The organism is Rathayibacter sp. AY1E2, assembly GCF_002932325.1.
Lineage (GTDB): Bacteria > Actinomycetota > Actinomycetes > Actinomycetales > Microbacteriaceae > Rathayibacter.
The window spans coordinates 1-11,964 of sequence record NZ_PSVO01000027.1 but is presented as its reverse complement, the minus strand read 5'-3'; the positions used below and the strand labels follow the sequence as shown (position 1 = coordinate 11,964).

Genomic DNA, 11,964 nt, shown 5'->3' with positions numbered 1-11,964 from the left:
GCGTCAGCGGCTGGAGGCCCGGTTGGCGGACCGTGTCGCCGCGCGCTTGCGATGGGTGATGTGCTGCATCAGCTGGTTCTGCAGGTCGGCGAGCGGAGCGCCCTCCTCGTCGAGGTGGTGCCGCGTCCAGTCGCCGTCCGGGCCGAGCCACCAGGAGGCGGTCCGCTCGTCCATCGCCCGCTCGAACATGTCGTCGATCTCGCTGAGGTGCGCCGGCTCGACGATCCGCACCAGAGCCTCGACGCGGCGGTCGAGGTTGCGGTGCATCATGTCGGCGCTGCCGATGAAGACGTCCGGCTCGCCGCCGTTGACGAAGCTGAAGATGCGGGAGTGCTCGAGGTAGCGGCCGAGGATCGAGCGCACGCGGATGGTCTCGGAGAGCCCCTCCTGGCCGGGCTTCAGCCCGCAGATGCCGCGCACCCAGACGTCGACCGGCACGCCGGCCTGGCTGGCGCGGTAGAGCGCGTCGATCACGGACTCGTCGACGATCGAGTTGACCTTGATCCGGATGCCCGAGGGCCGCCCCGCGCGGGCGTTCTCGGTCTCGGCGGCGATCCGCTTGAGCAGGCCCTTCCGCAGGTGGCGCGGCGCGACGAGCAGGCGCTTGAACTTCTTCTCGATCGCGTAGCCCGAGAGCTCGTTGAACAGACGCGTGAGGTCCTTGCCGACTTCGGGGTCGGCAGTCAGGAGTCCGAGGTCCTCGTAGATGCGCGAGGTCTTCGGGTTGTAGTTGCCGGTGCCGATGTGGGAGTAGTGGCGGAGCACTCCGCCCTTCTCCTGGCGGATGACGAGCGCGAGCTTGCAGTGGGTCTTCAGCCCGACGAGCCCGTAGACCACGTGCACGCCCGCCTTCTCGAGCTTGCGCGCCCACGAGATGTTCGCCTGCTCGTCGAAGCGCGCCTTGATCTCAACCAGGGCGAGCACCTGCTTGCCCGACTCGGCCGCGTCGATGAGCGCCTCGACGATGGGGGAGTCGCCCGAGGTGCGGTAGAGCGTCTGCTTGATCGCGAGCACGTCCGGATCGGCCGCCGCCTGCTCGAGGAACGACTGCACGCTCGTCGCGAAGGACTCGTAGGGGTGGTGCAGGAGCACGTCGCCGCGGGAGACGGCCTTGAAGACGTCCTGCCGCTGGTTGGGCTCGCTGGGCGAGAGCTGCACCGCCGTCGTCGGGACGTGATTGGGGTACTTCAGGTCCGGGCGGTCGATCTTCTGCAGGCTGAAGAGCCCGCTGAGGTCGAGCGGGGCCGGGAGCTTGTAGACCTCCTGCGTCGTGATGTCGAGCTCGCGGACCAGCAGGCCCAGCGTCTCGTCGTCCATGTCGTCGGTGACCTCGAGGCGGATGGGCGGGCCGAACCGGCGGCGCAGCAGCTCCTTCTCGAGGGCCTTGATCAGGTTCTCGGTCTCGTCCTCGTCGACCTCGACGTCCTCGTTGCGCGTCACCCGGAACACGTGGTGGTCGAGGATCTCCATGCCGGGGAACAGGTCGTCCAGCTGGTTGGCGATCAGGTCCTCGAGCGAGATGAACCGCATCGGCTCGCCCGGCGCCGCGACGCCGGCGATCCGGACGAAGCGGGGGAGCATCTGCGGCACCTTGAGGCGCGCGAACTCGACCTTCTGCGTCTTCGGGTTCCGCACCCGCACCGAGAGGTTGAGCGAGAGGCCGGAGATGTAGGGGAACGGGTGCGCCGGGTCGACCGCGAGCGGCATCAGCACCGGGAACACCTGGGCCGAGAAGTAGTCGTCCAGCACGGTGCGCTCGGCGTCGCTCAGCTCGTCCCAGCGGACGAGGTCGATGCCGCCGTCGCGCAGGGCGGGCTCGACGAGCTCCTTGAACGCTCGGGAGTGGCGCTGCTGCAGCAGGTGCGCCTTCTCCGAGATGTCGGTCAGCACGTCGACCGGCACGCGCCCGATGTTCGTCGGCAGGGCGAGCCCCGTGAGGATGCGGCGCTTGAGGCCGGCGACCCGGACCATGAAGAACTCGTCGAGGTTGGACGAGAAGATCGCGAGGAAGTTCGCCCGCTCGAGCGCCGGAACCAGCGGATCCTCCGCGAGCTCGAGCACGCGCTGGTTGAACGCCAGCCAGCTCAACTCCCGGTCGAGGTAGCGGTTGTCGGGGAGGAGCGGGTCCGAGTGCTCCTCCTCGTCGTCGAAGTCGTCGTCGAGGTCATCGCTGAGACCGTCTTCGAGAAGCAGGTTGTCGCCGTCCATGCGACCATCCTGGCACCGCGTCCGTCCGCTCCGCGCCGCCGCTCGTGAATGCCGGATGAACGGGGCCGGCGGAGGCCCTGTGGAGGAGTGCCGGCTCAGCGCAGCGGCGCGGCGCGCTGCAGGTACTGCACGTCGACGGAGGCGTCCGTGAACCCGAGCGAGCGGTAGAGCGCCACCGCCGACCGGTTCTCGGCCTCGACGTAGAGGTCGGCCGTGGTGCAGCCGCGCTCGAGCATCCGCGCGAGCCCGGCGTTCAGCAGGGTGCGGCCGAGTCCCCGTCCGGCCGCCTCGGGGGCGACCCCGAGGACGTAGATCTCGCCGGTCGTCGATCCGGGCTCGATCTTGAGCCAGTCGTAGCCGAGGAGCGTGCCGTCGGCGTCGCGGAGCAGGAGGAAGTCGCCCTCGTCGAACCACGGCTCGGCGCGGCGGGCCGCCAGGTCCTCCTCCGTCATCCGCCCCTGCTCGGGGTGCGCGGCGAAGATCCGCGCGTTCAGGGCGATCCACTCGGCCGGAGCGAGGTCGCGGGCGTCCGAGAGGACGACGCCCTCGGGGACGCGGACCTCGGGGGCGGCGAGCGGCTCGAGCTCGAGGTGCAGGAGGGTACGCACCGGGGCGAAGCCGTGGGAGGCCGCGAGGGCCCGGGCAGCGGGGTGGTCGCCGTGCGCCCAGGCGAGCAGGCCCGTCCGGCCGCTCGCGAGGACCTGCTCGAGGGTCGCGGTGCCGAAGCCGACCCCGCGCCACTCCGGATCGACGACGAACTCCAGCTCGCCCTGCCCGAGGATCGCCGCCGCCACGACCACGTCCGCGCGCAGCCCCACGAGGAGGGTGCGCGAGCCGGCCCGGGCGTCGACGAGCGTCTGGTCGCTGAAGGGGGGCTGATGGTCGAACCAGGCGGCGCGCCCGATCAGGTGCTCGAGGCCGGCCGCCACCGCGGGATCGGCCAGATCCTCAACGGACAGGTTGAGCGACTCGCTCATCGTCCTCTTCGTACACGTTGAAGCGGTATCCGACGTTGCGGACCGTGCCGATCAGCGACTCCAGGTCGCCGAGCTTCGCGCGGAGGCGCCGCACGTGCACGTCGACCGTGCGGGTGCCGCCGAAGTAGTCGTAGCCCCACACCTCGCTCAGCAGCTGCTCGCGGGTGAAGACGCGCGAGGGGTGCGTGGCGAAGAAGCGGAGGAGCTCGAACTCCTTGAAGGTGAGGTCGAGCGGGCGCCCGTGCACCTTGGCGGAGTAGCTGGCCTCGTCGATCACGACGCCCGACGCCTGGATGCGCGAGGTCGACTGCTCCTGCGCCAGCCGGCCGATCACCAGGCGGATGCGGGCGTCGACCTCGGCGGGGCCGGCCGAGTCGAGGATGACGTCGTTGACGCCCCAGTCGGCCGAGACGGCCGTGAGCCCGCCCTCCGTGAGGATCAGGATGAGGGGGACGTTGATGCCCGTGGTCGTGAGGATCTTGCAGAGCGACTTGGCGCTGGCGAGGTCCTGCCGCGCATCGACCAGGATCAGATCGCAGCTCGGGGCGTTCACGAGCTGGGCGGGCTCCGCGGGGATCTGCCGGGTCCGGTGGCTGAGGAGCCCCAGTGCGGGGAGCACCTCGGCGCCTCCCGCCGAGGTCAGTATCAACAACTGCGCCACGGATCCTCCAGAACTGGTCTGCCCGCAATACTAGCGGCGGGCCGGGAGGGGCGTCCGCCTGGGGCACAATTGTCGGATGGGCAGGGATCGGGTGGGCATCGGAGTCGTCTGGGCGCTCGCACTCGCGGGCTCCGTGCTGACTCTGGCGATCGCCGCTCCGGAGTCCCGGCAGCTCTGGCTCGCGCTGACGTTCGGCGGATGCGTGCTCGCGACCTTCGCGGTGCAGCTCGCCGTGGCCCGCGCCGAGGGGTACCTCCTCCGCGCGATGACGAGCATCGTCGGAGCGATGGCCGTGGTCGCGGTCGCGAGCGGGATCGCCGTCCTCCTCCCCGCCTGAGCGGTCGCGCCCTCCCGTCCCGAGCGCCCGGATCCGCACCGCCTGAGCGGCCGCGTCCGCACCGCCCCGGCGTCGGAGGCGGCGGGTAGGATGAGCGCATGCTTCTCGCCCTGGAACTCTTCTACCTCGGTCTGCTCGGGCTCGCCTCCCTCGCCATCGCGTGGGTCTCCGGCGTGGTCGTCTACAAGCTCTACCGCGGCCAGCGCTAGCCGCCGCCGGAGCCCGAGTGATCTCGCTTCCGTCGGGCCTGCCGCCCGAGCTCGTCCCCCTGTCCTGGCTGCTCGGCGTCTGGGAGGGCTCGGGCGTCATCGACTACACGATCGGCGACGACTCCGTCCAGGCCGAGTTCGGCCATCGCATCAGCTTCAGCTACGACGGCCTCCCGTACCTCAACTACAACTCCTACACATGGCTGATCGAGGAGGGCGCCGAGGAGGCGCCCCGGCCCCTGGTCACCGAGACGGGCTACTGGCGCCTCAGCCGCGCGCTGACCGACTCCGACGCCGGCCCGGGAATGCTGCCCGGCCGCGGCGCACCCGCCTTCCCCGACGCCGAGTCCGTCGAGACGCTGCGCAACGCCGCCGGCGGGTTCGACATCGAGGTCTCGCTCGTGCACCCGGACGGGGTCAGCGAGCTCTACCTCGGCCAGGTCAAGGGGCCGCGGATCGACCTCGCGACCGACGCGGTGATGCGCACCGCCGCGGCGAAGGACTACGCCGCCGCCACCCGCCTCTACGGCCTGGTCGACGACCACCTGCTGTGGGCGTGGGACATCGCCGCGCTCGGCCAGGGCCTGCGGACCCACTCCTCCGGACGGCTCGCCCGTGTCGACTGACGCGCTCTCCCCGCTCCTGGCCGCCCCGGGCGCTGTCGCCACGACGAGCGCCGCCGAGCCCGGCGTCGCCGCCCACTACGGCGAGCCCTTCCGCGAGCAGCGTGCTCTCGCCGCGGGCACCGCGCTCGTCGACCTCTCCGGCCGCGGCGTCGTGACCGTGACGGGGCCGGACCGCCTCACCTGGATCGACTCGCTCACCAGCCAGGCCGTCTCGCGCCTCACTCCCGGCGCCTCGGCCGAGACGCTCCTGCTCGACCCGACCGGCCGAATCGAGCACGTCATCCGCCTCGTCGACGACGGCGAGACCGCCTGGCTCCTGCTCGACCGCGACGAGACGGCCGGCCTGGCCGCCTGGCTCGACCGGATGCGCTTCATGCTCCGCGTCGAGGTCGCCGACCGCGCCGACGACTTCGCGACCCTCGCCGCCCTCGGAGACGGGCCGGCTCTGACGCTCGCCCTGTCCCTGGCCGAGGAGCCCGTCGTCTGGAGCGACCCGTGGTCGCAGGTCCAGCCGGGCGGCTGGCAGTACGCGCTGACCACAGAGCACCCCGGGGCCTCCTGGGAGCTCCGCGAGGTCCTGGTCCCGCGAGCGGCCCTCGAGGCCCTCGCGGAGACGGCCGTCGGGGTGGGAGTGGCCCTCGCGGGAGTCGACGCCCTCGAGGCCCTGCGCATCGCCGCCTGGCGCCCGCGCCACGCGACCGAGGTCGACGAGCGGTCCATCCCGCACGAGCTCGACCTCCTCCGCTCGAGCGTGCATCTCGCCAAGGGCTGCTACCGGGGCCAGGAGACGGTGGCGAAGGTGCACAATCTCGGCCACCCGCCGCGGCGCCTGGTCCTGCTGCAGCTCGACGGCTCCGACTCGGTCCTCCCCGCCCACGGCGACGTCGTCACGGCGCTCAAGGGCGGCGAGCCGGTCGAGGTCGGCACGGTCACCTCGAGCGCCTGGCACTACGAGGACGGACCGGTCGCTCTCGCGGTCGTCAAGCGGAGCGTCCCGGTGGACCTCGAGCTGACCGTGCTGGCCGGCGACTCGCGCGTGGCCGCGGCCCAGGAGGTCGTGGTCCCTCCCGGAGCCGGAGCGGAGGCGGGAGTGCCCCGCCTGCCCCGCCTCGGGGCGACGACCAGGTAGGCCACGCCGTGGTGGCCGCACGTCCCGCCGAGCGGGGCCGGGCGGCCGAGCGGCTGCGCGGTCTCGTCCGGACCCCCGAGCTGAGTCCCGCGCGCGCCCTCGCCCGCGCGGGGGCGTCGCTCCCCGCCGTGCTGCAGATCGTGCTCGCGGCGACCCTCGCCTACTCCGTCGCGCACTTCCTCCTCGGGCACCCCGCGCCGGTGCTGGCGCTGACGGTCACGATCTCGAGCCTCGGCATCGCGCGCGACACCCGCCCCAAGCAGGTGGCCGAGACAGCGACGGGGATGCTCATCGGCATCACTGCCAGCGAGGTCCTGCTCCTGCTGTGGGGGAGCGGCGTCTGGCAGCTCGGCGTCGTCCTCGCGATCGTCTTCACGCTCGGCCGGGCCCTCTCGCCCTCGCCGGGGTTCGCCGTGGCCGCCGGGACCCAGGCGATGCTGGTGATGGTCCTCCCTGCGCCGGACGGAGGCGTCTTCACCCGGAGCGTCGACGGCCTGATCGGCGGGCTCGCGGCGCTGCTCTGCACGGCGATCGTGCCCCGCCCGCCGCTGCGCACGGCGCGGGCCGAGGCGCATCGGCTCCTCTCCGCGCTCAGCCGGACCGTGGAGGAGCTGGCCGAGGCGCTCCGCCGGGGCGACTCCTCGGCGTCCACCGCAGCCCTCGAGCGGATCCGCGGGACGCAGCCGGTCATCGACGGCTGGACCGCGGCGCTCGACTCCGCGACCGGCGTCGCCCGGATCTCGCCGTTCGTCCGCCGGCACCGCGGCGAGCTCTCCCGCCAGGCCGTGATGCTGTCCGCGCTGGACCTCGCGACCCGGAACCTGCGCATCGTCGCGCGCCGCACCGACTTCCTCGTCCGGGACGGCGCCCCGCGGCCGGAGCTCGCCGGAGCGGTCGCCGCCCTCGGCCCGGGCATCGCGCTGCTCGGCCGCGCGGTCGCCGATCCGTCGGTGCTCGCCCTGGCGCGTCAGGACCTCGTGCTGCTCGCGACCACGCTCGACCCCCAGCGGCTGATCCCGGAGGCGCGCCTCGCCGAGAAGACGGTGCTCGTCCTGCTCCGCCCGCTCGTCGTCGACCTGCTCACGGCGACAGGCGCCGCTCCCGCCGAGGCGCGGGCCGCCCTGCCCCCGCTCGCCTAGGGCTCAGGAGGTCCGGTGCTCAGGCCCGGCGCTCAGGCCCGGCGCTCAGGAGGAGGGGGCGACCGCCTCCCACGCGACCGTCACCTCGCCCAGGCGCCAGCGCCGCGGCCCGCCGAGGACCGGCCACTCCGGCCGGAGGTCCCGGACCGCCGCGATCCAGCGCTGACCCGGACTGTAGACGGCGAGAGGGGCGTTCAGCGTCCACGCCCGCTCGAGGGCGGAGAGGAAGGCGTGCACGCCCTCGCCGGGCACGTTGCGGTGGATGAGGGCCTTCGGCAGGCGCTCGGCCGCCGTCATCGGCGAGGGGATCGCCGCGAGCCGGAGCGAGAGGGTCAGCGAGCGCGGGCCCTCCCGGCCGACCTCGATCCAGGTGCAGATGCGGCCGATCTCGTCGCAGGTGCCCTCGACCAGGACGCCGTCGGGCTGCAGGCGGTCCGTCATCGTCGCCCAGGCTCCCTCCACCGCGTCCTCGTCGTACTGGCGGAGCACGTTGAAGGCGCGGATGACGCCCGCCCGCCGCCCCGCGGGCAGGGGAACCTCGAAGCCGCCGCGCTCGAAGCGCACGCGCGCGTCCGCGGGGAACGGCGTGCCGCCCTCCCTCACCCGGGCGAGCTGGCGCCGAGCGGTGTCGACCCGGGCGGGCTCGATCTCGAGGCCGAGCACCTCGACGTCGGGCGCGGCCCGGACGAGCCGGCGGTGCAGCTCGAGCGTGGTGACCGCGCTCGCCCCGAAGCCGAGATCGACGACGAGCGGGGAGGCGGTGCTGCGCAGGACGGGCAGCTCGGCGAGCCGGCGGTCGACCCGGCGGAGGCGGTTCGTGCCCGTCGTTCCGCGGGTGACGGCTCCGATGGGCATGCTCTCCAGCGTATCCGCGGGCGAGGGGGCCGCCTCTAAGCTGGACGCATGTCCGAGACCTACACCCTCATCCTCGTGCGCCACGGCAACAGCGAGTGGAACCAGAAGAACCTCTTCACCGGCTGGGTCGACGTGCGCCTGACCGAGCAGGGAGTCGCGGAGGCCACCCGCGCCGGCGAGCTGCTGACCGAGGCGGGCCTGCACCCCGACATCGTCTACACGTCGCGCCAGACGCGTGCGATCCAGACCGCCAATATCGCCCTCGAGGTCGCCGACCGCCTGTGGATCGACGTCAAGCGCTCCTGGCGCCTCAACGAGCGCCACTACGGCGCCCTGCAGGGCAAGGACAAGGCGCAGACCCTCGCCGAGTACGGCCCCGAGCAGTTCCAGACCTGGCGCCGCTCCTTCGACGTGCCGCCGCCCCCGCTCGACGACGACGACCAGTACTCGCAGGCGCACGACGAGCGCTACGCGGACCTCGGCGACGCCCTGCCCCGCACCGAGTCGCTGAAGCTCGTGATCGAGCGGATGCTGCCCTACTGGGAGTCCGACATCAAACCGGACCTCGCCTCGGGCAAGACCGTCATGATCACCGCGCACGGCAACTCCCTCCGCGCGCTGGTGAAGACGCTCGACGGCATCTCGGACTCGGACATCGCGGAGCTCAACATCCCGACCGGGATCCCGCTCGTCTACGAGCTGAACGAGGACTTCGAGCCCATCGGGGAGGCGCGCTACCTCGACCCGGAGGCCGCGGCCGCCGGTGCCGCCGCCGTCGCCGCCCAGGGCGCCAAGAAGTAGCACCGCCCCGCACGCGTGAACGGCCCGCCCGAGTCCTCGACTCCGGCGGGCCGTTCACGTAGCCCCGGAGGCGGAGCGCACGGACACGTCCGGCCCGCAGGAGACGATCGTTCCTGCGGGCCGGACGGTGAGACGGGCCGGAGCCCGAGGTGTCGACTAGGAGTAGTCGCCCGAGATCAGGTACTGGACCTTCTTGGCGATCGACACGGCGTGGTCGGCGAAGCGCTCGTGGTAGCGGCTGGCGAGGGTCGCGTCGACGGTGTCGGCGGCCTGGCCCTTCCACGCCTCGCTGAGCACCTTGTCGAAGACGCTGACGTGCAGCTCGTCGATCTTGTCGTCCTCGTCGCGGATCTCCTCGGCGATGCGCGGATCCTGCGAGCGGAGCAGGTCGGTCAGCTTGTGCGCGACGACCACGTCGAGGCGGCCCATCTCGACGAACGTCGGACGCAGGCTCTTGGGGACCACCTTGTCGGGGAAGCGGTAGCGCGAGAGCTGGGCGATGTGCTCGGCGATGTCGCCCATCCGCTCGAGCGACGCGCTGATGCGCAGCGCCGAGACGACGATCCGCAGGTCGCGGGCGACCGGGTTCTGCCGGGCGAGGATGTCGATCGCGAGCTCGTCGAGGCTGATGGCCAGCTCGTCGATGCGCGCGTCGCTCGCGATGACCTCCTCCGCGAGGGTGACGTCGGAGTGGTTGAACGCCTGGGTCGCCTTCTCGATGGCGATCTCGACGAGTCCGGAGATCTCGACGAGTCGTTCCTGGACCTCGGCCAGCTCCTGCTGGAAAACTTCGCGCATCTGTGTTCGACCCTCTCTACGGCGCGCGCGGACGACGGCGCCGGATCTGCGGCGAGCACCTCGCACGCCGCTGCGACTGCACTCCGTGGGCGCAGGCGCAGTCATGATGACCACGGCAGGTTAACGGACGGTGCCGGGCGTTTGAACAGTACTCGACCCCCGGAGGATCGACGGGCGTCCGGTAGGGGGACGCCCGGTGGATGGTTAGCCTGGGTCCGTGGATTCGGGCTTGATCGTGGTTCTGTCGCTCGTTCTCGGTGTCGCGATCGGGATCCTTCTGACGACCGTGCTCACGCTCGCCGCCCGCCAGGGCCGCATCGCGCAGGACGTGATCTCGGTCGGGCTCCCCGAGGGGATCGAGGCGATCATCGACGCCGTCGGCTCGCCCGCCTTCGTGACCGACCCGTCTCACAACGTGCTGAAGGCGTCCACCCGCGCCGTCGCGCTCGGCCTGGTCTCGCAGGACACGCTGCTCCACCCCGACCTCGCCGCCATCGTCGACCGCGTCCGCCGCTTCGGCGACGACATCGTCCAGGACCTCGAGCTCGCGACCAGCCCGCTCTCCGACGCCGCCGTGACGCTCGTCGTCCACGCGACCCGCCTCGGCTCCCGCTACGTCCTCGTCATCGCCGAGGACCACACCGAGGCGCGCCGGCTCGAGGCCGTCCGCCGGGACTTCGTCGCCAACATCTCCCACGAGCTGAAGACCCCGATCGGCGCAGTCGGCCTGCTCGCCGAGGCCCTCGACTCCGCCGCCGACGACCCCCAGCAGGTGCGCCGCTTCGCGCACCGGCTGACCCAGGAGTCGCACCGCCTCGCGAAGATCACCCGCGAGATCATCGAGCTCTCCCGCCTCCAGGCCGCCGACGTCGCCGGCTCCGCCGAGATCATCCGCGTCGACGACGTCGTCACGGCGGCGCTCGAGACCACCCACGTCATGGCGGAGTCGCACGACGTCACCCTGGTCAAGGGCGGGATGAAGAAGGCCTACGTCGTGGGGCAGGAGAAGATGCTCGTCTCGGCGCTGCACAACCTCCTCGCCAACGCCATCCAGTACTCGCCCGCCGGCTCCCGCGTGGGCATCGGCGTCCGCTCCACCGGCGGCGTCGTCGAGATCGCCGTCACCGACCAGGGCATCGGCATCCCTGAGGAGGACCTCGACCGGGTGTTCGAGCGGTTCTACCGCGTCGACCAGGCCCGCTCCCGCCACACCGGCGGCACCGGCCTCGGCCTCAGCATCGTCAAGCACGCCGTGCAGAACCACGGCGGCGACGTCCGCGTCTGGTCCAAGCCCGGCCGCGGCTCCACCTTCACCATCCGGCTCCCCGAAGCCGACCCCGCCCGGACGCCCTTCGCGGCGACCGCCCCGATAGGAGAACACGCGTGACCAGCATCCTGCTCGTCGAGGACGAGAGCGCCCTCAGCGAGCCCCTCAGCTACCTGCTCGAACGCGAGGGCTACGACGTCACCGTCGCCGAGGACGGCAACCGCGCCGTCGCCGCCTTCGACGAGGGCGACTACGACCTGATCCTCCTCGACCTCATGCTGCCCGGCATGCCCGGCACCGAGGTCTGCCGCGAGATCCGCACCCGCTCCTCCGTCCCGATCATCATGGTCACCGCCAAGGACTCCGAAGTGGACATCGTCGTCGGCCTGGAGCTCGGCGCGGACGACTACGTCACCAAGCCCTACTCCACCCGCGAACTGCTCGCCCGCATCCGCGCCGTCCTCCGACGCCGCACCGAGGAGCCCGGCGAGGAGCGGATCGTCGTCGCCGGCCCCGTCCGCATGGACATCGAACGCCACACGGTCGAAGTCGACGGCGTCGAGACCCCGATGCCCCTCAAGGAGTTCGAGCTCCTCGAGATGCTCCTCCGCAACGCGGGCCGCGTCCTCACCCGCGGCCAGCTCATCGACCGCGTCTGGGGGAGCGACTACTTCGGCGACACGAAGACCCTCGACGTCCACGTCAAGCGCATCCGCTCCAAGATCGAGAAGACGCCGAAGGAACCGGTGCTCCTGGTTACTGTCCGCGGCCTCGGCTACCGCTTCGACGCTTGATCGCGGGCCCTGGCGGGGCGATCTGCGGCGTTGTCGTCGGTTGCGATACCGCTGGTATCGCGCCCTCCTCCGCCTTGCAGCTCACCCCGCCAGGACCCGCGATCAACCCTGTGCTGGCGGGGTGAGGGGTGGGGCCGTCGCTGCGCGACGAGCCGGGTGGGGT

12 protein-coding genes are annotated in these 11,964 nt (G+C 72.0%); 7 read left to right on the top strand and 5 right to left on the bottom strand.

Going from position 1 to position 11,964, the window contains the following annotated elements:
• Nucleotides 1-3: 3 nt before the first annotated feature.
• The 3 genes from C5C49_RS14935 to C5C49_RS14925 form a co-directional block, all read right to left on the bottom strand.
• The gene (locus tag C5C49_RS14935) at nt 4-2,208 is read right to left on the bottom strand and encodes an RNA degradosome polyphosphate kinase (protein WP_104224702.1); all 2,205 of its coding nucleotides are present in this window, start codon (nt 2,206-2,208) and stop codon (nt 4-6) included.
• Between the two features lie 95 nt (nt 2,209-2,303).
• Nucleotides 2,304-3,185, bottom strand: a complete 882-nt coding sequence (gene mshD / locus C5C49_RS14930) for a mycothiol synthase (RefSeq protein WP_104249369.1) — start codon at nt 3,183-3,185, stop codon at nt 2,304-2,306.
• A complete protein-coding gene (locus C5C49_RS14925; RefSeq protein ID WP_104346455.1) occupies nt 3,157-3,846 on the bottom strand; it encodes a winged helix-turn-helix domain-containing protein in 690 nt (229 codons plus the stop codon). Before C5C49_RS14925 ends, mshD begins: the two co-directional genes overlap by 29 nt.
• 76 nt (nt 3,847-3,922) lie before the next feature.
• On the opposite strand from C5C49_RS14925, the gene C5C49_RS14920 reads away from it, so the two are divergent.
• From C5C49_RS14920 to C5C49_RS14905, 4 genes are all read left to right on the top strand, one after another.
• A complete protein-coding gene (locus C5C49_RS14920; protein ID WP_146084897.1) occupies nt 3,923-4,183 on the top strand; it encodes a hypothetical protein in 261 nt (86 codons plus the stop codon).
• A gap of 226 nt (nt 4,184-4,409) precedes the next feature.
• Nucleotides 4,410-5,018 (top strand): FABP family protein, encoded by a 609-nt coding sequence (locus C5C49_RS14915; RefSeq protein WP_104224698.1) that lies wholly within the window; start codon nt 4,410-4,412, stop codon nt 5,016-5,018.
• On the top strand, nt 5,008-6,147 hold the full coding sequence (locus tag C5C49_RS14910; protein WP_104346453.1) for a folate-binding protein YgfZ: 1,140 nt from the start codon (nt 5,008-5,010) through the stop codon (nt 6,145-6,147). The genes C5C49_RS14915 and C5C49_RS14910 overlap by 11 nt, the downstream gene beginning before the upstream one ends.
• Before the next feature lie 8 nt (nt 6,148-6,155).
• Entirely contained in the window at nt 6,156-7,286 is a 1,131-nt protein-coding gene (locus C5C49_RS14905) for an aromatic acid exporter family protein (protein WP_104346452.1), read from the top strand.
• A 45-nt stretch (nt 7,287-7,331) separates the two neighbouring features.
• On the opposite strand, the gene C5C49_RS14900 is transcribed toward C5C49_RS14905, so the two are convergent.
• Entirely contained in the window at nt 7,332-8,141 is an 810-nt protein-coding gene (locus C5C49_RS14900; RefSeq protein ID WP_104346451.1) for a class I SAM-dependent methyltransferase, read from the bottom strand.
• 48 nt (nt 8,142-8,189) lie between these two features.
• Here C5C49_RS14900 and C5C49_RS14895 point away from each other — a divergent pair, with 48 nt between their 5' ends.
• Nucleotides 8,190-8,942, top strand: a complete 753-nt coding sequence (locus C5C49_RS14895) for a phosphoglyceromutase (protein WP_104224694.1) — start codon at nt 8,190-8,192, stop codon at nt 8,940-8,942.
• A 156-nt stretch (nt 8,943-9,098) separates the two neighbouring features.
• On the opposite strand, the gene phoU is transcribed toward C5C49_RS14895, so the two are convergent.
• A complete protein-coding gene (gene phoU, locus C5C49_RS14890; protein ID WP_104224693.1) occupies nt 9,099-9,740 on the bottom strand; it encodes a phosphate signaling complex protein PhoU in 642 nt (213 codons plus the stop codon).
• Nucleotides 9,741-9,957: 217 nt separating this feature from the next.
• On the opposite strand from phoU, the gene C5C49_RS14885 reads away from it, so the two are divergent.
• Both C5C49_RS14885 and C5C49_RS14880 read left to right on the top strand, forming a co-directional pair.
• Nucleotides 9,958-11,127 (top strand): cell wall metabolism sensor histidine kinase WalK, encoded by a 1,170-nt coding sequence (locus C5C49_RS14885; protein ID WP_104224692.1) that lies wholly within the window; start codon nt 9,958-9,960, stop codon nt 11,125-11,127.
• Complete coding sequence (locus C5C49_RS14880; protein WP_104227263.1) at nt 11,124-11,801, top strand: response regulator transcription factor; 678 nt, start codon at nt 11,124-11,126, stop codon at nt 11,799-11,801. The genes C5C49_RS14885 and C5C49_RS14880 overlap by 4 nt, the downstream gene beginning before the upstream one ends.
• Nucleotides 11,802-11,964 lie beyond the last annotated feature (163 nt).